Below are 24,664 nucleotides of genomic sequence, written 5' to 3' on the forward strand. Positions count from 1 at the left end.
ATGGCTAAACAGATTTTATTTAATGAAGATGCACGCCGTGCTTTAGGCAAAGGCGTTGACGCATTAGCTAATGCAGTAAAAGTAACATTAGGACCGAAAGGCCGCAATGTAGTTCTTGATAAGAAATTTGGCGCACCGACCATTACCAATGATGGTGTTACTATTGCCCGCGATATCGAACTGGAAGATCCGTTTGAAAATATGGGTGCCCAGTTGGTAAAAGAAGTAGCAACTAAAACAAATGATGTAGCTGGTGATGGTACGACAACGGCTACGCTGCTTGCCCAGGCCATGATCCAGGAAGGGATGCGTAATGTTGCTGCTGGTGCCAACCCGATGATCCTTAAACGCGGTATTGAAAAAGCCGTAGCAAAACTCGTTGAAGAAATCAAGAACCGTTCCATCGCTGTTTCTGATAAAGCATCTATTGCCCAGGTTGCTTCCATTTCTGCAGGCGATGAAGAAGTAGGCAAATTGATTGCTGAAGCTATGGAAAAAGTTGGTAAAGACGGTGTCATCACTGTTGAAGAATCCAAGACGATGGGTACACAGCTGTCTGTCGTAGAAGGCATGCAGTTTGACCGTGGCTATATTTCCCCGTACATGGCAACGGATGCAGAAAAAATGGAAGCTGTCATGAGTGAACCGTATATCCTCATTACGGATCGCAAGATTGCATCTATCCAGGAAATGCTGCCGGTCCTTGAAAAAGTAGTACAGGCTGGTAAGGAACTTCTTATCATTGCTGAAGATGTCGAAGGTGAAGCGCTGGCAACCCTCGTTGTCAACAAACTGCGTGGCACGTTCAAAGCCGTTGCTGTAAAAGCTCCGGGATTTGGTGACCGCCGCAAAGCAATGCTTCAGGATATTGCTGTACTTACAGGTGCTAACGTTATTTCGGAAGACGTAGGCCGTAAATTGGACAGCATTACAATGGAAGATCTTGGTACGGCACGTCAGGTACGTGTAACGAAAGATGAAACGACTATCGTAGAAGGCCACGGTGATCCGCAGGCAATTAAAGACCGTATTGCCCAGATTAAAGCCCAGATTGCTGAAACAACGTCTGATTTTGATAAAGAAAAATTGCAGGAACGTCTGGCCAAGATGTCCGGCGGCGTAGCTGTCATCGAAGTCGGTGCTGCTACAGAAGTTGAATTGAAAGATAAGAAACTGCGTTTGGAAGATGCACTGAATGCTACACGTGCAGCCGTTGAAGAAGGCATTGTAGCAGGTGGTGGTACGACCTTCATTGATATTCTTCCGGCTCTTGATGAATTCCATGAAGAAGGGGACGTTCAGACTGGTATTAATCTGGTAAAACGTGCTATTGAAGAACCGGTACGCCAGATTGCCGCTAATGCAGGACTGGAAGGATCCGTTATCGTAGCCAAGGTAAAAGCCGCTAAAGACGGCGTAGGCTTTAATGCGTTGAAAGAAGAATACGTTGATATGGTTCAGGCTGGTATTGTAGACCCGGCTAAGGTTACACGCACAGCCTTACAGAATGCCGCTTCTATTGCTGCTCTGGTTCTGACAACAGAAACGCTGGTTGCTGATAAACCGGAACCGGCTCAGGCTGGTCCTGCTGTTCCTCCGGCAGGCATGGGCGGAATGCCTGGCATGATGTAAGAATAAGACGGAACGGTTTATTTTTGCCAGGTAACGTGTGAGGTAAATGTAATACGACATCCCCGTGATTTCGAGTCACGGGGATGTTTTTTGACTAAATTATGTTTTTGGGTTATGATAAATGAGCTATAAGATTCCAGATTAGTATAAGGAGGGGCAAATGACTGGTACAGTACCTTTAAAACAGATGCTTCCATTAGCAGGAATGACGATTTCAGCTTTTATTTTCAATACATCTGAATTTATGCCCATTGGTTTATTGATAGACATTTCCCAGTCTTTTTCTATGACAGAAGCACAGACTGGTACGATGATTACCCTTTATGCCTGGGTCGTAGCCGGATTATCCCTGCCTCTGATGCTGACTACCTGCAATATTGAATCCCGGTGTCTTTTGCTGGGAACCATGGCATTATTTCTGGCCGGACAGATTGGTTCCGGTCTGGCTGTCTCTTTCTGGATGCTGTTGCTGGCCCGTATCTGTGTTGCCTGTGCCCATGCTGTTTTCTGGTCTATTGCAGCTCCTATTGCTGTCCGGCTTGTACCAAAAGAGCAACGGTCTCTGGCATTGAGTATGATTATAACCGGTACGTCTATTGCCATGATTGCCGGATTACCTATCGGAAGGGCTATTGGTTTGTATGTGGGCTGGCGCATGACCTTTTTATGGCTGGCAGGTATTTCACTCCTGTCTATTATATATCTAACTGTCGTATTTCCCCGCTTAAAACAAAATCAGCCCTTTTATATTTCTGATCTGCCACATATGCTGAAAAATCGTATACTCCTGGCTATTTATATCATTACGGTATTGTTTTCTACATCTTATTATACGGTGTATAGTTATATTGAACCGTTTATGCAGCAGATTGCCCATATGGGCGATACGTGGATTACGTTGATTCTGACTGTTTTTGGTGTTAGCGGATTGTTAGGGAGTATTATTTTTTCACACTTTTATAATCAGTTCCGATTTCTACTCATCCGCCTGAGCCTGATTTGTCTGGCAGGGTTATTTTTCCTGCTGGATTTGGCGTCACAAGATATCATGATGGTTATTTTCGTTTGTGTGTTGCTGGGAATTACGGCAACGGTTTTTAATGTGACGTTTCAGGCTGAACTGATTCAATGTGTTCCGGCCGGAGCAGCAGCCGTAGCTATGTCGATTTTTTCCGGTATTTTCAATCTGGGAATCGGCAGTGGAACCTGGATAGGAGGAAAAGCGGTTGATGCGGGACTACTGGGTGATATCGGATATGCAGGAGGATGCATTGCTGCCATAGCAGCTTTGTATTGTCTGGCAGTTTTTATTCCAGTGCTGAAAAGAAAAATGGAATAAAGCAAAAAAATAGAAAAAAGTACTTGCTTTTTTTTTCATAACCTAGTATAATCTTTATTGTTCGATACAGAACACATGAGACATTCCTCAATAGCTCAGTCGGTAGAGCAATCGGCTGTTAACCGATTTGTCGTAGGTTCGAGTCCTACTTGAGGAGCCATGGCCCCTTGGTCAAGTGGTTAAGACACCGCCCTTTCACGGCGTGAACGTGGGTTCAAATCCCGCAGGGGTCACCATTTTTTGGGCGATTAGCTCAGCTGGGAGAGCGCCTGCCTTACAAGCAGGATGTCAGCGGTTCAAGCCCGTTATCGCCCACCAGGTTACAGCACATCCACTCGGATGTGCTGTTTTACGTTATGCACGGATAGGATGAACCGCAACGCGGTACTACCGAAAGGGAAAGACAAGGCAAGCTGCAGGAGCTTGCCGATTCTTGAGGCAGTTTTTTACCATTAGGTTGTTTTATTGTGTATTTGATACGATTACGGGATTGCTAATATCAATATGATATTAGCAATCCCGTAACTTATAATTTCTATATACGAAAATCAATTTCTTTATAAGGCAGCACAATCAGATAGATGATTAAAAAGCATGTCGTTCATGATAATTAATTGTATATAACATATATCTTTTTACAAAAGCCTAATGTACTATTACAATGGACAAGAAATACAGAGTGAAATAAAAAACATCAAATAAAAAGTATGGAAAATAATTAAATTCTTCTCATAAACACAGATGTAATGCACAATTATATTAAAATCGGGGTAGCATTAGACGAAAATTAAATCGCAAGTATATCTATTGACAGTAGACTATTTGAGAAGTATAGTGTAAGCATAAGATACGTTTGACACGTATCCGTAAAGCCAATTGGATTTATGGTTTACGTATATTAAGGAGGTTGAATCTATCATGAGTGAAGCTGTTACATTAGAAATGGTACAGGAAGCACAGAAACGGTTGCAGGGCGTAGCGCAGAAAACAGGTCTGTCTTTTGCCAATTCAGTTAGTAAAATAGCTGATTGCCAGGTATACCTGAAGATGGAAAATTTACAGCGGACTGGTTCATTTAAATTGCGCGGAGCCTATAATAAAGTAGCATCCCTTACTCCGGAAGAACGGGAAAAAGGTGTTATTGCTGCATCGGCAGGCAATCATGCCCAGGGTGTGGCCCTGGCTGCCAGCGCTTATGGCTGTCAGTCTACCATCTGCATGCCCAAGCATGCTCCTTTGTCCAAAGTAGCGGCTACGCGTGGATACGGGGCTAATGTGGTGCTGCACGGAGATTTTTTTGATGAAGCGGCTGCTAAAGCGGTAGAATTGACGAAAGAACATGGGTACACCTTTGTCCATCCCTTTAATGATCCGGAAGTTATTGCAGGGCAGGGGACGATTGCACTGGAAATTATTGAACAATTACCCGATGTGGATGCCATTGTTGCGCCTATTGGTGGCGGTGGATTGATTTCCGGTCTGGCTGTTGCAGCAAAAAGTGTCAATCCTAAAATTAAAGTCATCGGTGTACAGACGGAAAACATGCCTTCTATGAAAGAATCGGTAGAACAAGGGAAGATTATTACATACAATGGGAAAGCGACGCTGGCAGATGGGATAGCCGTTAAAACGCCAGGAGATCTGACTTTTGATATCTGCCGCCGTTATCTGGATGATATAGTAACCGTTGACGAAAATGAAATTTCGCAGGCGATACTCTGGCTACTGGAACGCTGCAAAACGGTTGCTGAAGGCGCTGGTGCCGTACCTACCGCAGCTCTTATGAACGGTAAGATTTCCGGCCTTCACAATAAAAAGGTGGCAGCTCTCGTAAGTGGTGGCAATATTGATGTCAATAATATGCAGCGTGTCATCAATCAGGGTCTTATCAAGTCCCGCCGCAAGATTTTCTTCCAGACGATTATTCCTGACGTACCGGGCGAAATGGTTAAACTTCTGACCATCATTGCCAACGCCAATGCCAATGTACTCTCTATCGTCCACGAACGGAGCCAGCATGGCGTTGATATGGGACAGACTGCCGTATCACTGGAATTGGAAACGGCAAATGAAAAACACGTGGAACAATTGATGTCCACATTAAAAGATCATCATTATTATGTAACGATGAAATAAAATATGTATCAAATCATAAGACCATAATGATTCCAAAGCTATGGAGGTAGAAATGGAACAACAGAAAATGGAACGCGGTCTGAAGCCGCGCCATGTAGAAATGATAGCTCTGGGGGGAACCATTGGTGTTGGCCTTTTTATGGGGTCCGCCAACACGATTCAGATGGCCGGTCCGTCGGTACTTTTATGTTATGCTGTGACGGGTGTCGTCATGTTTTTCATTATGCGTATTATGGGGGAAATGTTGTATCAGGAGCCAGTGACTGGTTCTTTTGCAACGTATGGTCACAAATATATCAGTCCTTTTGTGGGATATCTGACAGCTTGTTCTTACTGGTTTCTCTGGGTCGTCGTCGGGTTATCAGAAATTACAGCCGTGGGGATTTATGTACATTACTGGTTCCCGGACCTGCCGCAATGGATATCGGCTCTGGCTGGAATGGCTATAGTCGCATCGGCCAATATGGCGGCCGTTAAATATTACGGCGAATTTGAATTCTGGTTTGCCCTGATAAAAGTCGTTACGATTATCGTTATGCTCATCGTCGGGGCAGCGGTCATCCTCTTTGGATTTGGTAATGACGGCGTGCCTGTTGGCATCAGCAACCTTTGGTCTCATGGTGGCTTTATGCCTAATGGATGGGGAGGAATGCTGGCGGCTATGTGCGTCGTAGCGGCGTCATTCCAAGGAGTTGAACTTATTGGGATTACAGCCGGAGAAGCCCAGGATCCACAAAGGACGCTAAAAAAGGCTGTTAATAACATCGTATGGCGTATCCTTATATTCTACATTGGTTCTATCTTTGTTATTCTTTGTATCTATCCTTGGACAGAAGTCAGCTACATTGGCAGTCCATTCGTTATGACTTTTGCCAAAGTAGGTATTACAGCTGCTGCAGGAATTATCAATTTCGTCGTTCTTACGGCCGCTTTATCAGGCTGTAATTCTGGGATGTACAGTTCAGGGCGCATGCTTTATACACTGGCACAGAATGGCCAGGCACCGCGTATATTTGCCAGATTGTCACCTTCAGGTGTGCCCCGCAATGGAATTGGAGTTACCGTCATCGTACTGGCCATCGGTGTTGTCCTGAATTACTTGATTCCCGATTCCAAACTGTTTTTGTATCTGTATAGCGCATCGGTATTCCCAGGTATGGTTGCCTGGTTTGTCCTGGCCTGGGCCCAGAAAAATTTCCGCAAGGCTTGGGGACCGGAAGTCATGGCTAAGCATCCGTTCAAATCGCCACTCTATCCGTACTCGAATTACTTCTGCATAGCTTTCCTGATTCTGGTAACGATTGGCATGCTGTACAATCCGGATACCCGTATGTCTATCCTTTCCTCATGGGTCTTCATTGCGGCTATTACGGCGGCATGGTTCCTGTGTGGCCTGAACAAGAAGAAATATGATAAAGAAGGCCATCTTCTGACTGTGGCAGATGGTGGAAAGACGGCATCGGAAAACAAAGGCACTGAGAATGACTGATTTTTACGTAATATTATTGATTTAGTATATGCTATTATATAGAAGTCTTGTATAGTTCACCAAGAGTATTGTGTAAATATATATCATATACAGTGGAAATATGAAATTAGATGTTGTATAATAATAAACAGGATAGATAAATTTTTTTAAGGAGATGTTTTATCATGGCAGTAAACGTTATTAGTACTGAAAAAGCTCCCGGTGCAGTAGGACCATATTCCCAGGCAATTAAAGCCGGCGATTTCCTCTTTGCTTCTGGTCAGATTGCTATCAATCCGGAAAAAGGCAAACTCGTAGGCGGCGGCGTAGTAGGCCAGGCAGAACAGTGCATGAAAAATGTCGGCGCTATTCTGGAAGCAGCCGGTGCATCCTATGATGATGTCATCAAAACAACGGTATACATCACCAATATGAACTTCTTCGGAGCTGTCAATGAAGTATATGCTAAATACTTCAATAAGACTCTTCCGGCCCGTTCCTGCGTGGAAATTGGCAAACTGCCGAAAGATGCCCTCGTTGAAGTCGAAGTCATTGCTTATGTAGGTAAATAATCGGATTATGTGTTAAAAGATTTTCCGGTATCATGTAAAAAGCTCCCTGTCAGGCAATCAAGAGATATGCTTAAACTCTTGGTTGCCTGCAAGGAGCTTTTTTTGCTGATTTATGCCCAGTCTCCATTTATAAATACGGGAACTGTTGTTCCATCAGATTGAGTACCTGTGATTGATAAGTCGTCGCTTCCGACCATGAAATCGACGTGAATCATAGAATCATTCAGGCCATTAGCGAGAAGTTCCTGATCATTCATCTCGCTGCCGCCAGACAGGCAGGTTGGATAGGCCTTGCCAAATGCCAGATGGCAAGAGGCGTTTTCGTCGAAGAGTGTTTCATAAAAGAGAATATGGGACAGGGAAATAGGGGAATGATAGGGAATCAGGGCTACTTCTCCCAGACGGGCAGCGCCTTCATCCATAGACAATATCTGTTTTAGCACATCATCCCCTGTTTCTGCCTTCGATTCTATGGCTCGTCCATCTTTGAATATGATGTGGAAGTTATCGATAAGATTTCCGTTGTATACAAGCGGTCTCGTGCTATATACAATGCCATCGACACGGGCGGCATCAGGAGCCGTATAAATTTCTTCTGTAGGGATATTCGCGTTGAACAGTATATGTGATGTCGTTTCTTCTGCACCTCCCTGCCAGATATGCTTGTCTGACAGACCGATGGTCAGGTCGGTTCCCTGCCCGGACGTATAGTGCAAACTTGTGAAATGCTGACTGGTCATCCAATCGCGGCGTTTCTTCAGTTCCAGAAGATGAGCATCCCAGTCCGCCAGCGGATGTTCGCCATCAGCGCGGGAAGACTGGAGAATCTGCTTCCAAAGCATTTCGTAGGCAGCTTCTTCCGATTGTTCCGGATACAGGATACGTGCCCATACGAGGCTGGGAACGGCGGCGACGAGCCAGGTCGTCCTGGATGCCATCATGCCGTCGATGTATTCTTTTAACGCCTTATTTGAGGCTTTTTGCCAGGCGACTAATTTCTGCATGTCTATGCCTTTCATGAGGTAGGGGTTAGCAGAAATAAGGCTAAGAAATGCTGCATTCTGGCGATAATAGCAAAGGCTGAAATCGCGGCGCCAGTCAGGCATAGTTGTAAATTCTGACAGATTTTCATATTCATAACGCAGCCGGGCGGAGTCATCGGACCGCCAATTCATCACGACCTGACGGGCACCCGCTTCATATGCTTCACGGGTGAGGATGGTGACAAAATCATGGGATTCTACGGGGGCTGAGATAACGAGAATTTGCCCCTGCTGCAGATTTAATCCCTTTTTGAGCAATACCCGGGCATACCCGGGTAGCAGAGAGGAAATAGAAGAATCGAGATGCATATGTATCACTCCTAGTATAAATAATTAACACATTAACTGGTGATTACAGAGTCCAGGCAGTCCGTTTCCATAGGCGGATATTCAGGGCCAGTGCATTAATGGCAAGACTGATGATCAGACTGTACCAGTACCCGTATGCCCCATATGGGAGGAGATGGGCTGCACCATATCCCATAGGAAGGCTGATAAGCCAATAGGTAACAAACGCTACGATTGTAATGATGCGAACATCTTTATATCCCCTTAAAATGCCCTGGACAGGAGTCCCTGCTGCATCGCAGAAGGAAAATATGACAGCGAGTAAGAGAAAATGGCGGATATGTATGAGTGTACTGGCATCCGAGGAGAACAAGGCACTGATAGGAGTTATAAATGTATAGGTCATGCTGGCTGTAAGACAGACAATGATCAGAGCTAATCCCTGACAGATATGGGCGTACTGGCGGGCAGCCCGTCCATTCCGGGCACCCACTTCATATCCGATGACAATCGTCGATGCCAGACTGAGACTCCAGGGAAATACGTAAATCAGAGTCGAATAGCTGATAGCTGCCTGGTTAGCTGCCAGGAATACCGTACCAAATTCGGCCATCAGCAGGCCGATGATGGAGAACAGGCTGGTCTCACAGAAAATAGCGACAAACATGGGGATGCCGATGCGCAGCTGCTCAGAGATTGTGTGCCAGTCCGGTTTAGTGAATTGATGCCACAGACCGTATGAGCGGAATGGCTCCAGAAAAGAAAACAATACTAGAAAAACAACCAGTGTCAGCCAGGCTGCTATGGTAATAGCATATCCCGTTCCAACGCCTCCCATGGGGGCTATGCCGAATCCACCGAATACGAGCAGGCGGAACAATGCCACTGTGACAGCCATATTGAAGAATAAGATAGCCATAGACACATGGGTCTTGCCATGGGCATCGGTAATGTAACGCAGCGTAGCTACGAGAAACGTGGGAAGTATGCCCCAGGCCAGTGCAATTAGGTACTCGCGGGCAATCGTATATACGGCAGGTTCCAGACCCATTATGCCCAGAAACGGATTGAGGCATAGCATCCCTGCTGCGAGGACGACAGCCGTCGTAATGACAGCGACGTAGAGACTTTGTAAAATGTATCCGGGAATATCTCCTGTTTTCCCAGCGCCCCGGAGCTGGGAAAGAATGGGGGAAACGCCAAAAAAGACGCCGCACATACCAGCAAAGACCGGGTACCAGATATTGACTCCGACGGCGACGCCCGCCAGATCGACGGTGCCGGCCTGACCACTGAAAATACTGGAAAAGACGCCGCTGCCAACTTGGGCCATCTGGGTAAGCAATAGTGGAAAGAAAAGTGTAAGAAAATGCCGTATCTGGTATATTTGCGGCATATATGCAGACACCTCCTTAAAAAAGAATTGATATATAAAACAAGCCCCACGGACCGTGGGGCTTGTTAGCATTACGATTATTTATCCATTTCGTTTACTTTGGCAGCCAGACGGGATTTCTTACGGGCTGCAGTATTTTTATGGAGAACGCCTTTCTGTGCAGCACTGTCGATGACGCTGCTGGCTTTATCAAATGCTTTTTTTACAGCTTCAGCATCACCTGTGGCAATTGCTTCGGTCGTACGGCGGATAGCAGTATGAACGGAAGATTTGACCTGGGAATTTACGGCGTGACGGGCTGCATCTTTTTCCATCGATTTGATGTTGGATTTAATCTGCGGCAATGGGTTCACCTCCTAATTTACAAGAACACTAGAAGAAATTCTATCATAAAACGGAACAAAAATCAATAGAAACTTTGGGGAATTACGCTTTATGTGCCGATCCCAGCACTTCTGTAATTTTATGAGAAACAAGGTCATAGACGTTCTGACGGCCGTCTTTCAGATACTGGCGCGGGTCAAAGTGATCCGGATGTTGGGCCATATGGAGACGGACACCGGCTGTCAGAGCCAGGCGGATATCGGAGTCGATGTTGATTTTGCAGACTGCCAGGCGAGCTGCCTTGCGGAGCTGGTCTTCCGGAATACCGATAGCATCAGGGAGATTACCTCCATTTTCATTAATGATCTTTACGTATTCCGGTACGACAGAGGATGCGCCGTGCAGTACAATCGGGAAATCAGGAAGCCGTTTAGCTACTTCTTCGAGGATATCGAAACGCAGTGTCGGCGGCACGAGGATACCCTGTTCGTTACGGGTGCACTGTTCCGGCGTGAACTTATAGGCGCCATGGCTGGTCCCGATAGCGATAGCCAGGGAATCGACACCAGTGCGGCTTACGAATTCTTCTACTTCTTCCGGACGAGTATAGGAAGCTTCATGGGCAGCTACTTTGACATCATCTTCGATGCCTGCCAGCTGACCCAGTTCCCCTTCGACGACGACGCCATGGGCATGAGCATATTCGACGACCTGCTTGGTCAGGGCGATGTTATCTTCGAACGAATGCTTCGATCCGTCAATCATGACGGATGTGAACCCGCCGTCTATGCAGGATTTGCACGTTTCAAAATCGGCGCCGTGATCTAGATGAAGGGCTACCGTCAGGTCATGGTCTTCAAGAGCTGCTTCTACGAGATGTTTCAGATAACTCGGCTTGGCGTATTTTCTGGCACCGGCCGAGGCCTGAAGGATGATTGGGGATTGAAGGTCTGCTGCCGCGTCGGTAACAGCCTGGACAATTTCCATATTATTGATGTTGAAAGCCCCGATGGCATAATGACCGGCATAGGCTTTTTTGAACATATCTGTAGTTGTAACTAATGGCATAGGAAAATTCCTCCTTTTAATAAAGGTATACGTGTAGATATGGTGGTCCTCAGAGCGGGACCAGATTATGATAATCCCAGCCGGCACAGCAGAACAACTGTTGCATATCTGCCGGCAACGGGGAATTAACCGTAATGAATGTACCACTGACCGGATGAGTGAACTGAATGCGGAATGCATGCAGTGCCTGCCTTGCTATCTTGGTCCGGCTGCCGCCATACAAATCATCGCCGCATAAGGGATGGCCCAGGCTGGCACAATGCACCCGGATCTGGTGGGTGCGCCCTGTATGAAGAGTTACTTGAAGCAGGCTGAAGTCATCTGTGTCAGCCAGACACTGAATATCGGTATGGGCCGGTTTGCCATCAGCATCGGTACGGCGCAGTATAATGCTGTCCGGAGCCCGGGAAATGGGCCAGTGTATGGTTAGGCGCCGGGCGGGAAATCTTCCTTCGGCTACGGCCAGATAATACCGGTGATAGTCCAGATGCTGCCGGCTGAAAGCATACTGTATCTGGGGCTGTTTTGCAATCAGGCACAGTCCGGAGGTATTACGGTCCAGGCGGTGCATCGGATGATAAGAACAATTTTGCCCTGTCTTTTGATAGTACCAGGCCAGTGCGTTTGCCAGCGTTCCATCATGAGCCCCTGACGTAGGATGCATCAATAATCCCGCAGGCTTGTTGACAGCTATGATATAATCATCTTCGTAGGCTATTTCAACGGGAATCGGTTCCGGCTGGAAGGGATTGGATTCCGGAAGCTCTACGCGGATGACGTCGCCTGTAGAAACGAAATCACGAGTATCAGCGGCTCTGCCGTTACAGGTACAGATGCCGTTGTGCTTGATTCGCCGCCGCATGGTGGCAGAAACACCGGCATGGCGCAAGGCACCCAGCAGGGATGTTTTCTTTTCCAGTCTGCCTACGATAACTTCAATCATGGCATCTCCTTTATCGGTAAAAGATACATACACATCTATTGTACAAAAGAGAAACCGGGAAATCAACGTAGGATGTTAACTGCACAGCTATATTGTAACGGAAGAGGCTGATAAAATCAACAGAAAAAATTGGGGATTTTTATCGGTACAAAGAAAAATTACCGGTAGAAAAAGGATTTTGAAGATTTTTATGGAATAGTATATAATGTAAGGTCTGTGAGAAATGTCCTGCCGTCATAGGTGATATGCAAAATCTATACAGATGCCAGGCAGGAATCAGGCTGTATATCTAGAATGTATTACTACACGAATTCTTTAACAGGTGATGTGGCATATGCGTTTTACAAATGAATTTATAGAACAAGTACGGCAGGCCAATGATATCGTCAGTGTTATTTCCGATTATCTGGTTCTCCAGCGCCGGGGACGCAATTTCTGGGCATGCTGTCCGTTCCATAATGAAAAAACGGCTTCGTTCAGTGTCGCTGCTGATAAAGGATTCTATTATTGTTTTGGCTGTCATGCCCACGGAGATGTTTTCAAATTCATCATGATGAAAGAAAACATCTCTTTTAGTGAAGCCGTGGAACGACTGGCTGAACGGGCGCATATCCCGCTGCCGGAAGTCGAAAAATCAGCCGATGACATTGCACGGGATACGCATCGGAACCGCCTGTTTGAAATTAATGAACTGGCCGGCAATTTCTTTCATAACTGTTTGGTGAAGACCCACTACGGCGAACCGGGCCTTGCCTATTTTCATCGCCGCCACCTGAGCGACGACACGATTTATTCGTTTAAGCTAGGATTTGCCCCGGACAGCTGGAATAAACTGACCGATGCCTTTGAAAAAAAGGGAGTGACCGGGCCGGAACTCGTCGAAGTCGGACTGGCCAAAGAAAAAAACGGCCGGTACTACGACGCCTTTCGCAACCGTGTCATGTTTCCCATACGGGATGGCCGGGGACGCATCGTTGGTTTTGGCGGCCGCGTGCTCGATGACAGCCGGCCCAAATACCTGAATTCCCCGGAAACAATGATTTTCAATAAACGCCGCCTGCTCTTTGCTATGGACAAAGCCCACAAGGCGATTTATGAACAAGGAAGAGCTATCCTGGTTGAAGGGTATATGGATGTCATATCGGCTCATAACCGGGGAATCTGCAACGTGGTAGCGTCCCTGGGGACGGCGTTTACCGATGAACAGGCGCGGCTTCTCCAGCGTCAGGCAAAAGAGCTGGTTTTATCGTATGATATGGATGGGGCGGGCAGGCAGGCAACGCTGCGTGCCATGGAAATCGTTCGTAATCTGGGGATGCGCATCCGTGTCGTATCTTTGCCGCAGGGCAAGGATCCTGATGAATATATTAATAGCGCCGGCCCTGACAAATTCCGCGAAGCTGTGGATAATGCGCCCAACGTGCTGGATTACATGCTCATGACGGCACTCCAGCAATCGGATGAAACGACCCTTGAAGGCAAAGCTGCCATCACGGCGACACTTCTTCCCGTATTGGCGCAAGTCAGCAACCGCGTCGTCCTGGAAGCCTTTTTAAAAAAAATGGCAGCCCGCATTCAGATCGATGAAAACGCAATCCGCAGTGAGTTTAACAAATACGTGGCAGCTCATCCGGAAGCAGGACAGCAGCAGGTCACTATTTCCCATTCCGTTTCGCAGGAAAATGCTGCAGCCCGGGGCGGTGGCCCCAATGCGGTTTCAGAGGAAAATATCCTGCGTTTTCTCATGGATCATCCCCAATCCTGTACCCGTATCCGGGAAAAGATCATCCCGGGATTTTTTGCCAATACTGTGCGGCGCCGTATTTATGAAAAAATATTGGCAGTTGCTGATGCACAGGGAATGTACACTACGAGTGACATCCAGAATAATCTGACTCCTGAGGAGGCCGAAGAACTTGCAAGAATCATGGTACTGCAAGATGTTCCCGTAGACGAAGCTGTTTTACTCGATTATGTAAAACGGTTCCGCTTGGCGGAATTGCAGAAAAAGTATAAAGAATACAGCGCCCGGGCAGCCGCCTACGGACAGAGTAATGATCCCCGTCTCGTAGATGCGCTGGCGGCGTGTAAACAGATTTTAGAAGAAATGAAACATTGGTCCTGACGGAGAAAGAAAGGAGCTAGTACTTTATGGCAAATATAAAGGATGAAAATAAGGCAGTCAAAAAAAAGACAAAGAAAACGACACGGGGCAGCAAACGTGCGAAAAAAACGGATGCGCCCCAACTGAGCGAAAAAGAACGGCAGGAACTGACGCTGCAGCATATCCAGCAGCTGATTAAGACGGGACAGAAAAAGGGGAGCCTGACCTATACAGAAATCATGAATGTGATGGAAGAAGATGATCTGACTCCCGATCAGATTGACAAGATGTATGAGGTGTTTGCTGACAAAGGCATCGATATCATCGGTGAAGATGACCAGATGACTATGGATGATGATCTCGATGACGATGATGCGGAAAAGGTCCCGGAAATCCATATGGATCTGAGCATTCCCGAAGGCATCAATATTGATGATCCGGTCCGCATGTATCTCAAAGAAATCGGCCGTGTCCCTCTGTTGTCAGCAGAAGAAGAAATCACTCTGGCTAAGACTATTGAACGGGGCAATTCTCCTGATGCGACGGAAGAAGAAATCAAAGCGGGAAGCGTTGCCAAGAAAAAACTGACGGACGCCAATTTGCGCCTTGTTGTCAGTATTGCCAAACGCTATGTCGGCCGGGGCATGCTGTTCCTGGACCTGATACAGGAAGGCAATCTGGGTCTGTTGAAGGCTGTTGATAAATTTGATTATAGTAAAGGCTATAAATTCAGTACTTATGCTACGTGGTGGATCCGGCAGGCCATTACCCGGGCTATTGCTGACCAGGCCCGTACTATCCGTATCCCTGTACACATGGTAGAAACAATCAATAAACTGATTCGCATCTCCCGTCAGCTTCTGCAGGATAAAGGCCGGGAACCACTGCCGGAAGAAATCGCGGAAAAAATGGATATTTCTGTCGAACGGGTACGGGAAATCATGAAGATTGCCCAGGAACCGGTATCTTTGGAAACACCAATCGGGGAAGAAGAAGATTCTCATCTGGGTGATTTCATCGAAGACCAGGAAGCAGTAGCTCCTGATGATGCGGCTTCCTTTATTCTGCTGAAAGAACAGATAGAAGACGTCTTCTCCTGTCTGACAGACCGGGAACGGAAAGTACTCTATCTGCGCTTTGGACTGAAAGACGGCCGTCCCCGTACTTTGGAAGAAGTAGGGCAGCATTTTAATGTCACCCGTGAACGTATCCGCCAGATTGAAGGAAAGGCCCTGAGCAAACTCCGGAATTGGGGTAAGCGGGAAAAAATTAAAGACTTTCTCTGATTGGCAGATAATACGCTGTATACAATTATATGACCCGTCAGATGGGATAGAAAAAACCATGGAATTGTAATCTGATGATTACGTTTCCATGGTTTTTTCATGTCTGAATATGCTATGCCAGTCTGTGATTAATCTTTAAAGTAGGGCTTGAAAACAGAACGGGTGGGTTCTTTGTGTTCTTTTTTACGCGGTTTAAAAACACGGCGGGCCGTATCACCTGTATCTTTTTTACGATTGTCCCGGTTCCCTTTGGAATGAAAATGACGCTGGCCGTCATGCTGCTTTCCTGAGTGCTGGCTGTGGTCACGGCGACGGTTATTTCCCCGGCCAGATCCCTGCCGGCGGCTGGTCCTGACGCGCAGCGGTGCTTCTTCCGTGATTTTGACTGGTGTCGTATCCGGTTCTTTAGTCAAAAGTTTGATGGCGGCGGCGACGAGAGCCGTGCTGTCATAATTGCTGAGCAATTCTTCCGCATTTTCCTTATAGGTTCCATATTCTCCGGATTCGACAGCACCGACCAGATTGCGGATAGCCGTCTGTTGGGCTCCTTCCAGTGCTTCCGATAATGTAGGTGCCTTACGGCGCTGGATGCGGCGTTTGATGAGCCGTTCAATCGTACGCAGATGTTCGATTTCTCTGGGGATGACGAACGTCGTTGCTTCGCCGCTCTGGCCGGCACGACCCGTACGCCCTACGCGATGGACATAGCTTTCCGGATCCTGGGGCAGATCGTAGTTAAATACATGCGTAACACCGCTGATATCAAGGCCGCGGGCAGCCACGTCGGTAGCGACGAGAATATCAATCGTGCGTTCCCTGAACTGGCGGATGACCGTATCGCGTTTGGCCTGTGTCAGATCGCCGTGTATGCCTTCTGCCGAGTAACCGCGTTTCTTCAGTGCTTCCGATACTTCATCGACGCGGCGTTTGGTGCGGACGAAGATAATAGCCAGATCCGGTTCTTGTAAATCGAGGAGGCGGCAGAGAATATCGAATTTCTGACGGTCCGGCACTTCAATGTAGGACTGTTCGATTAAGTCGATGGTTACTTCTTTGGCTTTCATGCGGATAATCTTGGGATCGTGTAGGAAGTTTTCTGCCAGTTCCTGAATCGGTTTGGGCATAGTCGCCGAAAAGAGCAGTGTCTGCCGCGTTTCCGGTGTCGCTCCCATGATGAGATTGATATCATCAATAAATCCCATATCCAGCATTTCATCGGCTTCGTCCAGGACAATCGTACTGATATGACTGAGCTGGATAGTGCCTCTCTTCATATGGTCGATGAGCCGCCCCGGTGTGGCGACGATGATTTGAGGACATTTCCGGAGCCGGCGCAGCTGCCGTTCCATATCCTGACCGCCGTAAATCGGCAGTGCCTGAATCGGTGTGAACTGGGCCAGATGATTCATTTCTTCCGCTACCTGCATAGCCAGTTCGCGTGTAGGCGATAAGATGACTGTCTGGATTTCTTTGCTGGGTGGGGCTGCCAGGATTTTTTCCAATACGGGGATGCCGTAGGCGGCTGTTTTTCCCGTACCGGTCTGTGCCTGGCCAATCATGTCACGGCCGGCCATGGCGACAGGTATGGATTCTGCCTGAATCGGGGTTGGTTCTTCAAAACCCATTTCATTCAGGGCACGGATGATGACTTCACTGATATTAAGTTCTTGAAATTTTTCTAACATAGTTCCTCCTTTTGTATGAACATCTAATTTTATCATTTTGCTCTCTGAAAAGATAGGGGCTTTTTGTAAATACCCGTGCGTGGAATGGTTCCTGGGTCCTATAGGCAGCAGAGGTCAAAATGGGGGCAAAGACAACGGGTCCGGTAACCGTATAAAAAATAGCCACCGCACAAATGCGATGGCTATCCGTGTCTTTTATGGTGGACCATCAGGGGATCGAACCCTGGACACCCTGATTAAGAGTCAGGTGCTCTGCCAGCTGAGCTAATGGTCCATGCGATGTGTCTTCTTGCTGAGCACATTGATAATATTACACCAGTTGAAGAAAAAATGCAAGTCTTTTTTTTCGATTTATACAGATGCAATGAGATAAAGCCGATTTCATGCCACACAGGTCTGTATATACAGCTATACGGACCTGTGTGGTATGAAAAATCTGATGAGGACTATCTATTGCTCTTTTCTGTCCGGGTTAAACAGGATACGGCTGGGAATCTGGGCGGCAAAAATCCCGATAGACATGAGGATACATCCTGATAATTCCCGCAGAGTCATCGATTCACCGAGTATAAAGAATCCAGCAAGGGCACTGAAAATCATTTCACAGCTGAGAAGGAGTGAAGCTTCTGTAGGTGGCACGTGTTCCTGTCCGACAATCTGTAGGGTATAGCCGACACCGCTGGAAAAAATGCCGCAATAGAGGATGGGGATAGCCGATGCGGCAACGGCATCCAGGGTCAGTGTTTCTCCCGCCAGGGGCATAGAAAGAAAGTTATAAATGCCACAGAATATGAATTGGCCTAAAGCTAGGTAGACGCCGCGATAATAGCGGACGAAGCGATCGACAATGAGGATGTGGAGGGCCCAGAAGAGGACGCCGGCCAGTTCCAGCACGTCGCCGATATTAAGTGGCTGGCCGTCACTGTGGAAGGCCAACAGGTACAGGCCGGCCAGAGCGGTCAGGCATCCTGCTATATGGGACAGACGCAGGGGATTGCGCAGGAACAGTCCGAGAATCGGGACGACGACGATGTATAAAGCAGTAATGAAGCCGGCTTTGCCCGCTGTCGTATAAAACATGCCTATCTGCTGCAGTGATGCGCCGGCATACAATACGAACCCGAGGATGGCACAAGCAGCCGGGAGTGACAAGTAGGAAGGAGGCGTGTCAAAATCCGGTGCCTGTTTACGACTGATCCACCAGACGACGGGCACAATGGAAAGGGCTCCGACCCAGAAGCGAATGCCATTGAAGGCAAAGGCACCGATCGTATCGGTGCTTACCCGTTGGGCGACAAAGGCACAACCCCAGAAAAACGTGGCGGTTAACAAGAAAAAACGGTCTTTTATCATGGTTATCCATTCCTTTTGAAAAATTTACAATATACGTATTATACCATATAGCGGCGTATTTATTTACTATAATTCTGCAAGTAGTTTTGTTCATATACGCCTACTACAAGATGACATGACAGGTGTAAATCATCAATGTAAAGAAAATGTCAACGAATCATTGGCATGGGGCTGAAATTTGATGTATAATAAAGTCAATATGATTGGGAGGCGAGAATATTGTATACAAATGCTTTGTTGACTGATCTTTATCAGCTGACAATGATGCAGGGACTGTATTTCGAAGGCAAACACAATCAGGCCTGCGTGTTTGACCGGTATTACCGGCATAATCCATTTAATGGGGGTTATACGGTAGTGGCCGGACTGGAACATCTCATTGACTATGTCAAGAATATCCATTTCAGTGATGATGATCTGGCTTATTTGAAGAGTACGGGGATTTTCGAAGATACCTTTCTGGATTATCTAAAACGATTCCATTTTACGGGGAGCATTTATGCTATGCCAGAAGGGACTGTCGCATTTCCGCAGGAAGTATTACTGCGTGTAGAAACGACAAAAGATGAATCCCTTTTACTGGAAACGTGCATGTCTATGATCATGAATCACGAAAGCCTGATTGCGACCAAGGCCCGCCGTGTCCGCTGTGTTGCTGGTGATGATACCCTGATGGAATTCGGCCTGCGCCGTGCCCAGGGGGCTTCTGCCGGTGTGTATGGTGCACGGTCTGCCATGATTGGCGGATTCAATGGCACGAGCAATATGCTTTCGGGAGCTAAATTTGGCATGCCTGTCATGGGGACGATGGCCCATAGCTGGGTCATGAGTTTTCCGACTGAACTGGAAGCATTCCGCACGTATGCCAAACATTATCCCAACAGTCTTATCCTCCTGGCCGATACGTATAATACACTGAAACAAGGGGTTCCCGATGCTATTACGGTATTCCGGGAAATGAAGGAAGCGGGAACACTGCCTTCTTTCTATGGCATCCGTCTGGACAGTGGCGATCTGGCATACCTTTCTAAAGAAGCGCATAAAATGTTCGCAGCAGCGGGATTCCCTGATGCCGTCATTGCCGCTTCCAATGATCTTGATGAAAACCTGATTGCCGAACTGAAGCTCCAGGGATGTGCTATCAGCTCCTGGGGAGTAGGGACTAATCTCATTACCGCCAAGGACAGCCCGTCGATGGGTGGCGTGTTTAAGATGGCTGGCCAATATGAAGGTGACAAGTTCATACCTAAAATCAAGATGAGCGATAATGCTGAAAAAATTTCCAATCCGGGCCGCAAGAATGTACTGCGCATTTACGATAAAACGACGGGCAAGATGAAGGCCGATATCATCATTCTCGAAGGAGAAACGATTGATCCGTCCAAAGATCTGCGCCTTTCCAGTGATAAGACGCCCTGGCGCTCCCGTATCATTCCGGCTGGTTCCTTTACGGTAAGAACGATGCTGCAGCCGGTGTTCGTCAAAGGCGAACTCGTCTATACGCCGCCGACGCTGAAGGATATCATGGCATATGCAGACCAGGAAATTGATACTTTGTGGCCGGAATACAAGCGACTTGTCAATCCGGAAACCATGTGGGTACAGCGCAGCACGCGCCTCTCTGAACTGCGTCATCAGATTCTGACAGAAGAAGCTGCTCATTTTCAATAATTAGAATCTGGTTCAAAAGCGTACAAACGGGGATAAAATCTCTTTTTGTATGCTTTTTTTTCTCCTATCCCCTGTGATATAATAAATACGATTCTAATTTCTTTACCGGTGAGGTGATCATCAAATGTGGGGAACAATTATCGGTGATATAGCCGGTTCTGTTTATGAAATGCCCGTAGATGGGGCTGCTTCCATCAAGACAAAAGACTTCCCGTTCTGGGGAACAGGCTGCCGGTTTACCGATGACACGGTGACAACGGTGGCGGTCGGACAGGCACTGATGGAAAGCCGGATGAAAGGACAGGCGGTTACGCCTCTACTCTGTCGGTATCTCCGCTATTGGTGCCGCCGGTTTCCCGGCGTCGGGTACGGGCCGCGTTTTATCCATTGGTATGAAAGTGATGACATGGGGCCTTATGGAAGCTGGGCCAATGGAGCCGCTATGCGCGTCGCTCCGGCAGGATGGCTGGCAGATACTCTGGCAGAAGCACAATATCTGGCAGAACTGTCGGCCGTAGTTACGCATAATACGGAAGAAGCTATCCAGGGGGCTGTGGCTGTTTCGTCGGCGATTTATTTGGCCCGTGCGGGCATCCGGCGCGATGACATACGTGTGTATCTCCAAGACCACTTTTATCCACTGGACCGCAGCCTCAATGAGATACGCCGGGATTATGGGTTTACTTCGCGGACATCCCGGAGCGTACCCGAAGCCATCGAAGCATTTCTCGAAAGCAGCGATTATGAAGATGCCGTCCGCAATGCTATTTCCCTCGGGGGAGATACGGATACACAGGCCGCCATAGCCGGCAGTATGGCCGAAGCATATTATGGCATACCGGAAAGGATGTGCCAGAAAGCGACATCCTATTTGCCAGCAGACATTCATCAACAGGTTGAGCGGCTGTATGCCTATATACATAACAGAAAGAGGGGGCTATCATGATAGAACCAGAAATGAAAGAACGATATGAAAAATTACGCGCTATATTAAAAGAAATGGGAAGCGTCGTCATCGGCTTTTCCGGCGGCGTAGACAGTACATTTTTGTCCTATACGGCGCACGATGTATTGGGGGACCAGGCCCTCGCTGTAACCGCCGTTTCACCGACGCTGCCGGAAAGCGAAGAACGGGATGCCCGTGATATGGCTGCCAGCATTGGTATCCGTCATCTCGTCGTCCATTCGACGGAATTTTCTGATCCGGAGTTTGTAAAAAATCCTAAGAACCGCTGCTATATCTGCAAGAAAATCCGTTTTACTGCATTGGTAAATCTGGCAAAACAGGAGGGCTTTCACTGGGTTGTTGATGGAGGGAATGTCGATGACCTGGGCGATTTCCGGCCGGGGATGAAAGCTCTGGAAGAAATGGCTGATGCCGTCCGCAGTCCGATGATAGAAGCGGGAATTACCAAAGCCGATATCCGGGCACTTTCGCAGGAACTGGGCCTCAGGACCTGGAATAAACAGAGTGCCGCCTGCCTGGCCAGCCGCATTCCTTATGGTGTGGAACTGACACCGCAGCGCCTTTCCATGATTGATAAAGCAGAACAATACATTGCGCCCTATATCACAGGGTCGCTGCGCGTCCGCTATCACGGCGATGTAGCACGCATCGAGGTGAGAGAAGATGAAATCCCGGCTATCCTGGCTCACCGCAAGGATATCGTACAGGCTTTGCGCCGTTGTGGATTTACCTATGTGTCGCTCGATCTGGGCGGTTACGAAATGGGAAGTCTCAATGAAGTAATTGAAACAGATGAGGAAGATAAATGAAAGTAACGAAACAAATCAAACAGGAAATGCTGCAGCGGTTTCAAGATCAATATGGCATCATGAAACCGGCTCTCCATTATACGTCGCCCTTTGAACTGATGATAGCCGTCATCCTGTCAGCCCAGTGTACGGATGAACGGGTCAATAAAGTAACAGCAGAAATGTTTCCTGCATACAATACGCCAGAAAAAATACTGACACTGGGACTTGAAGGTCTGGAAGAAAAAATCCGTACCTGTGGGTTGTATCACAGCAAGGCAAAAAATATTCTGGCTAATTGTGCCATTCTTTGTGAACAATATCATGGAGAGGTACCGCACACATTTGATGAACTGGTCAAACTTCCCGGCGTGGGCCGCAAGACGGCCAACGTACTGGTAAGCATTTTATACGATACGCCGGCCATCGCCGTTGATACCCATGTATTCCGCGTGGCGAACCGGCTTCAGTTGGACATTGGCAGTACGCCCCTTGAAGTGGAAAAAGGGCTTCAGAGGGCCATTCCCAAAGAGTGGTGGAGCCGGGCCCATCACTGGCTTATCTGGCATGGACGCCGTGTCTGCAAGGCGAGGAAACCACTTTGTGACCAGTGTTTCCTCCAAGATCTGTGCCCGGGAAAGGAACAGGGTAAATAAGATGGACCGGGGACAGGCTATGGACCAGACTTGTTTCAGACACAGCGATTATGAAGGAGCGGGAACATGAACATAGACCGCCATCGCGTCATCCAGCGCTTTACAGCATACGTTCAGAAATTTGATCATACCGATGCCGGCGTCGTGCTCAAATATGAGCATTCCATGCGGGTGAGCCGGATTATAGAGGATATTGCCCGTGGTATATCGTTGTCTGACGGGGATGTAAATCTTGCCTGGTGCATAGGGGTGCTCCATGATATCGGGCGGTTTGAACAGCTCCGGGAATATCATACCTTCATTGATTACCGCTCTGTAGACCATGCAAAATATGGCGCAAAGTACTTATTCGGCGAAGGCCATATCCGGGATTTCCTGACTGATGCGTCCGAAGACGACGTAATCCGGCTGGCCGTGGGACTGCACAACGTCTTTCAGCTCCCCTGTGAGCTCACACCCCGGCAGAGGCAGTTCTGCCAGCTCATCCGGGATGCCGATAAGATTGACATTTTCCGTGTCTATGCAACGCATCTGGAGAAACCGGATAATGTCTGGCATACCGATTTGTCCCGGCTGAAAGAGCAGCCCATATCGAATGCTGTCATGGCACAGGCCCGAAGGATGCGGACTATCCGTACAGAAGACAAAAAGACCCGCATGGATTTTTATGCAGGCGTACTCTGCCTATATTTTGAACTGTCATATGCTGTAAGCCGGGAACTGGTAAAGGAACAGGGCTATTATGAAAAACTCCTCCAATTCCATTCCCGCAATCGGCAGACAGAAGCCCGGATGGATGAAATCCGCAGTCTCGTAAAGTGCCTCGGAAATCAGCAGAATCAGGATGGTCTTTAAATAAATTTAAATTTTATTAGCGCATATCCCATTTACGTTATAAGAGGTGTATAATAGAATTCGTAATGATAAAATATTGGTAATTTTATCAGATAATAAAACTGATATAAGGAAAAGGGATATGATGAAGCTTTTAGTGACAGGTGGGGCTGGTTTTATTGGCTCCCACGTATTGGAAAAACTTCATGCTATGGTAGACAGGCAGGTCGTAGTCTTTGACAATTTGACGAGTGGTTCACCCGATAATGTACTGCCGGGTATGGAACTGGTACGGGGAGATGTACGGGATACGGATTCCCTTGAAAGTTTGTTTGCCAGCCATGATTTTGATGCAGTTATCCATCTGGCTGCACAGACATTAGTGCCGACTTCCGTTGCCGATCCCGTGATGGATCTTCAGGTTAATCTGGAAGGAATCCTGCATATTCTGGAATGTTGCCGGACCTACCATGTACATCACGTGCTGTTTTCTTCCAGTGCTGCTGTGTACGGGGATAATCCGCATGTTCCTCTGGTGGAAACGGAACGGCTTATGCCTTCTTCGCCGTATGGGATTACGAAGATGACGACAGAACAGTATCTGCGGGTCTATCATGAACTGTACGGCCTTGATGCGACGGTCTTCCGCTTTGCCAACGTGTATGGCGAACGTCAGGGAGAAAAAGGAGAGGGCGGCGTAGTCAGCATTTTCTGCAAGCTCCTGGCGATGGGCAAGGCCATTACGGTATACGGCGACGGCAGGCAGACCCGGGATTTTGTCTATGCCGGGGATATAGCCGATGCCATCATACAAGCGTTGCCGCTCAAAGGATTTCACACGTTCAATGTATCGACGGGAAAAGAAACGAGCATCAATGATTTGATCCGCTGCTTTGAAGACGCTATCGGACACTCTGCCGACGTGCACTACACTGAAGCGCGTACGGGAGACATCCTTCGTTCCGTGCTGAGTCATGATGCATTGAAACAGGCATTGGGCATTGTTCCGGCTATGGAACTTCCCGAAGGGATACAAAAGACGTACGACTGGTATAACAGACAGGAAAAACATTGATATACTAAAATGAGACATAGAGGTCGTGTGGCTGCA

At 47.6% G+C, this 24,664-nt stretch carries 20 protein-coding genes and 4 tRNA genes; 16 read left to right on the forward strand and 8 right to left on the reverse strand.

The genetic code is table 11. The annotated features are described in order from the left end of the window. The 8 genes from groL (at position 1) to ACGTIC_RS06270 (ending at position 7,147) form a co-directional block, all read left to right on the forward strand. Positions 1–1,632 carry a chaperonin GroEL gene (gene groL / locus ACGTIC_RS06235; RefSeq protein ID WP_059077365.1) on the forward strand — a complete coding sequence of 544 codons (1,632 nt, stop codon included), beginning with the start codon at positions 1–3 and terminating at the stop codon, positions 1,630–1,632. A 160-nt stretch (positions 1,633–1,792) separates the two neighbouring features. Continuing rightward, a complete protein-coding gene (locus tag ACGTIC_RS06240) occupies positions 1,793–2,971 on the forward strand; it encodes an MFS transporter (protein ID WP_113856219.1) in 1,179 nt (392 codons plus the stop codon). 84 nt (positions 2,972–3,055) lie between these two features. Then, positions 3,056–3,131, forward strand: a tRNA-Asn gene (locus ACGTIC_RS06245). Position 3,132: 1 nt separating this feature from the next. Beyond that, positions 3,133–3,207, forward strand: a tRNA-Glu gene (locus ACGTIC_RS06250). A 6-nt stretch (positions 3,208–3,213) separates the two neighbouring features. After that, positions 3,214–3,289: transfer RNA gene (locus ACGTIC_RS06255), tRNA-Val, on the forward strand. A 624-nt stretch (positions 3,290–3,913) separates the two neighbouring features. Further along, a complete protein-coding gene (gene ilvA / locus ACGTIC_RS06260) occupies positions 3,914–5,107 on the forward strand; it encodes a threonine ammonia-lyase (RefSeq protein ID WP_257536677.1) in 1,194 nt (397 codons plus the stop codon). 52 nt (positions 5,108–5,159) lie between these two features. After that, positions 5,160–6,596 carry an amino acid permease gene (locus ACGTIC_RS06265; RefSeq protein ID WP_075582140.1) on the forward strand — a complete coding sequence of 479 codons (1,437 nt, stop codon included), beginning with the start codon at positions 5,160–5,162 and terminating at the stop codon, positions 6,594–6,596. 164 nt (positions 6,597–6,760) lie between these two features. Further along, entirely contained in the window at positions 6,761–7,147 is a 387-nt protein-coding gene (locus tag ACGTIC_RS06270; protein WP_059077362.1) for a RidA family protein, read from the forward strand. A gap of 110 nt (positions 7,148–7,257) precedes the next feature. On the opposite strand, the gene ACGTIC_RS06275 is transcribed toward ACGTIC_RS06270, so the two are convergent. From ACGTIC_RS06275 to ACGTIC_RS06295, 5 genes are all read right to left on the reverse strand, one after another. Beyond that, positions 7,258–8,499, reverse strand: a complete 1,242-nt coding sequence (locus ACGTIC_RS06275) for an aminopeptidase (protein WP_113856217.1) — start codon at positions 8,497–8,499, stop codon at positions 7,258–7,260. 43 nt (positions 8,500–8,542) lie between these two features. After that, the gene (locus ACGTIC_RS06280) at positions 8,543–9,874 is read right to left on the reverse strand and encodes an MATE family efflux transporter (RefSeq protein ID WP_113856216.1); all 1,332 of its coding nucleotides are present in this window, start codon (positions 9,872–9,874) and stop codon (positions 8,543–8,545) included. 77 nt (positions 9,875–9,951) lie between these two features. Next, positions 9,952–10,218 (reverse strand): 30S ribosomal protein S20, encoded by a 267-nt coding sequence (gene rpsT / locus ACGTIC_RS06285; protein WP_059077359.1) that lies wholly within the window; start codon positions 10,216–10,218, stop codon positions 9,952–9,954. A gap of 82 nt (positions 10,219–10,300) precedes the next feature. Then, complete coding sequence (gene fba / locus ACGTIC_RS06290; protein WP_113856215.1) at positions 10,301–11,266, reverse strand: class II fructose-1,6-bisphosphate aldolase; 966 nt, start codon at positions 11,264–11,266, stop codon at positions 10,301–10,303. Between the two features lie 49 nt (positions 11,267–11,315). After that, on the reverse strand, positions 11,316–12,209 hold the full coding sequence (locus ACGTIC_RS06295) for an RluA family pseudouridine synthase (protein WP_257536541.1): 894 nt from the start codon (positions 12,207–12,209) through the stop codon (positions 11,316–11,318). Between the two features lie 334 nt (positions 12,210–12,543). Here ACGTIC_RS06295 and dnaG point away from each other — a divergent pair, with 334 nt between their 5' ends. Then, positions 12,544–14,334 carry a DNA primase gene (gene dnaG / locus ACGTIC_RS06300; RefSeq protein WP_075582143.1) on the forward strand — a complete coding sequence of 597 codons (1,791 nt, stop codon included), beginning with the start codon at positions 12,544–12,546 and terminating at the stop codon, positions 14,332–14,334. Between the two features lie 26 nt (positions 14,335–14,360). After that, positions 14,361–15,599 carry an RNA polymerase sigma factor RpoD gene (gene rpoD / locus ACGTIC_RS06305; protein WP_113856214.1) on the forward strand — a complete coding sequence of 413 codons (1,239 nt, stop codon included), beginning with the start codon at positions 14,361–14,363 and terminating at the stop codon, positions 15,597–15,599. A gap of 128 nt (positions 15,600–15,727) precedes the next feature. Here the strand turns inward: rpoD and ACGTIC_RS06310 are convergent, their stop codons facing one another. The 3 genes from ACGTIC_RS06310 to ACGTIC_RS06320 form a co-directional block, all read right to left on the reverse strand. After that, positions 15,728–17,284, reverse strand: coding sequence for a DEAD/DEAH box helicase (locus ACGTIC_RS06310; protein WP_059077354.1), 1,557 nt, complete (start codon positions 17,282–17,284; stop codon positions 15,728–15,730). Positions 17,285–17,482: 198 nt separating this feature from the next. Further along, positions 17,483–17,558 (reverse strand) — tRNA-Lys (locus ACGTIC_RS06315). A gap of 176 nt (positions 17,559–17,734) precedes the next feature. Further along, positions 17,735–18,637: a DMT family transporter gene (locus ACGTIC_RS06320; protein ID WP_113856213.1), complete on the reverse strand. Its 903-nt coding sequence runs from the start codon at positions 18,635–18,637 to the stop codon at positions 17,735–17,737. 219 nt (positions 18,638–18,856) lie between these two features. On the opposite strand from ACGTIC_RS06320, the gene ACGTIC_RS06325 reads away from it, so the two are divergent. The 6 genes from ACGTIC_RS06325 (at position 18,857) to ACGTIC_RS06350 (ending at position 24,628) form a co-directional block, all read left to right on the forward strand. Beyond that, the gene (locus ACGTIC_RS06325) at positions 18,857–20,308 is read left to right on the forward strand and encodes a nicotinate phosphoribosyltransferase (protein WP_059077353.1); all 1,452 of its coding nucleotides are present in this window, start codon (positions 18,857–18,859) and stop codon (positions 20,306–20,308) included. 124 nt (positions 20,309–20,432) lie between these two features. After that, a complete protein-coding gene (locus tag ACGTIC_RS06330) occupies positions 20,433–21,254 on the forward strand; it encodes an ADP-ribosylglycohydrolase family protein (protein WP_059077352.1) in 822 nt (273 codons plus the stop codon). Beyond that, a complete protein-coding gene (larE, locus tag ACGTIC_RS06335; RefSeq protein ID WP_059077351.1) occupies positions 21,251–22,084 on the forward strand; it encodes an ATP-dependent sacrificial sulfur transferase LarE in 834 nt (277 codons plus the stop codon). Before ACGTIC_RS06330 ends, larE begins: the two co-directional genes overlap by 4 nt. Continuing rightward, positions 22,081–22,719, forward strand: coding sequence for an endonuclease III (gene nth / locus ACGTIC_RS06340; protein ID WP_113856212.1), 639 nt, complete (start codon positions 22,081–22,083; stop codon positions 22,717–22,719). The genes larE and nth overlap by 4 nt, the downstream gene beginning before the upstream one ends. A gap of 66 nt (positions 22,720–22,785) precedes the next feature. Then, positions 22,786–23,574 (forward strand): HD domain-containing protein, encoded by a 789-nt coding sequence (locus tag ACGTIC_RS06345; RefSeq protein ID WP_257536540.1) that lies wholly within the window; start codon positions 22,786–22,788, stop codon positions 23,572–23,574. 121 nt (positions 23,575–23,695) lie between these two features. Continuing rightward, a complete protein-coding gene (locus ACGTIC_RS06350; protein ID WP_257536539.1) occupies positions 23,696–24,628 on the forward strand; it encodes an NAD-dependent epimerase/dehydratase family protein in 933 nt (310 codons plus the stop codon). Positions 24,629–24,664 lie beyond the last annotated feature (36 nt).

It is taken from the genome of Megasphaera hexanoica (genome assembly GCF_043520715.1).
Lineage (GTDB): Bacteria > Bacillota > Negativicutes > Veillonellales > Megasphaeraceae > Megasphaera > Megasphaera hexanoica.

What these genes read in the sequence shown, in the direction of transcription:
- fba (WP_113856215.1), bottom strand. Translation starts at nt 11,266, where the DNA reads ATGCCATTAGTTACAACTACAGATATGTTCAAAAAAGCCTATGCCGGT.
- ACGTIC_RS06330 (WP_059077352.1), top strand. Translation starts at nt 20,433, where the DNA reads ATGTGGGGAACAATTATCGGTGATATAGCCGGTTCTGTTTATGAAATG.
- ACGTIC_RS06265 (WP_075582140.1), top strand. Translation starts at nt 5,160, where the DNA reads ATGGAACAACAGAAAATGGAACGCGGTCTGAAGCCGCGCCATGTAGAA.
- groL (WP_059077365.1), top strand. Translation starts at nt 1, where the DNA reads ATGGCTAAACAGATTTTATTTAATGAAGATGCACGCCGTGCTTTAGGC.
- larE (WP_059077351.1), top strand. Translation starts at nt 21,251, where the DNA reads ATGATAGAACCAGAAATGAAAGAACGATATGAAAAATTACGCGCTATA.
- ACGTIC_RS06320 (WP_113856213.1), bottom strand. Translation starts at nt 18,637, where the DNA reads ATGATAAAAGACCGTTTTTTCTTGTTAACCGCCACGTTTTTCTGGGGT.
- ACGTIC_RS06310 (WP_059077354.1), bottom strand. Translation starts at nt 17,284, where the DNA reads ATGTTAGAAAAATTTCAAGAACTTAATATCAGTGAAGTCATCATCCGT.
- rpoD (WP_113856214.1), top strand. Translation starts at nt 14,361, where the DNA reads ATGGCAAATATAAAGGATGAAAATAAGGCAGTCAAAAAAAAGACAAAG.
- nth (WP_113856212.1), top strand. Translation starts at nt 22,081, where the DNA reads ATGAAAGTAACGAAACAAATCAAACAGGAAATGCTGCAGCGGTTTCAA.
- ACGTIC_RS06295 (WP_257536541.1), bottom strand. Translation starts at nt 12,209, where the DNA reads ATGATTGAAGTTATCGTAGGCAGACTGGAAAAGAAAACATCCCTGCTG.
- ACGTIC_RS06275 (WP_113856217.1), bottom strand. Translation starts at nt 8,499, where the DNA reads ATGCATCTCGATTCTTCTATTTCCTCTCTGCTACCCGGGTATGCCCGG.
- ACGTIC_RS06280 (WP_113856216.1), bottom strand. Translation starts at nt 9,874, where the DNA reads ATGCCGCAAATATACCAGATACGGCATTTTCTTACACTTTTCTTTCCA.
- ACGTIC_RS06270 (WP_059077362.1), top strand. Translation starts at nt 6,761, where the DNA reads ATGGCAGTAAACGTTATTAGTACTGAAAAAGCTCCCGGTGCAGTAGGA.
- ACGTIC_RS06345 (WP_257536540.1), top strand. Translation starts at nt 22,786, where the DNA reads ATGAACATAGACCGCCATCGCGTCATCCAGCGCTTTACAGCATACGTT.
- ACGTIC_RS06240 (WP_113856219.1), top strand. Translation starts at nt 1,793, where the DNA reads ATGACTGGTACAGTACCTTTAAAACAGATGCTTCCATTAGCAGGAATG.
- ACGTIC_RS06350 (WP_257536539.1), top strand. Translation starts at nt 23,696, where the DNA reads ATGATGAAGCTTTTAGTGACAGGTGGGGCTGGTTTTATTGGCTCCCAC.
- ilvA (WP_257536677.1), top strand. Translation starts at nt 3,914, where the DNA reads ATGGTACAGGAAGCACAGAAACGGTTGCAGGGCGTAGCGCAGAAAACA.
- dnaG (WP_075582143.1), top strand. Translation starts at nt 12,544, where the DNA reads ATGCGTTTTACAAATGAATTTATAGAACAAGTACGGCAGGCCAATGAT.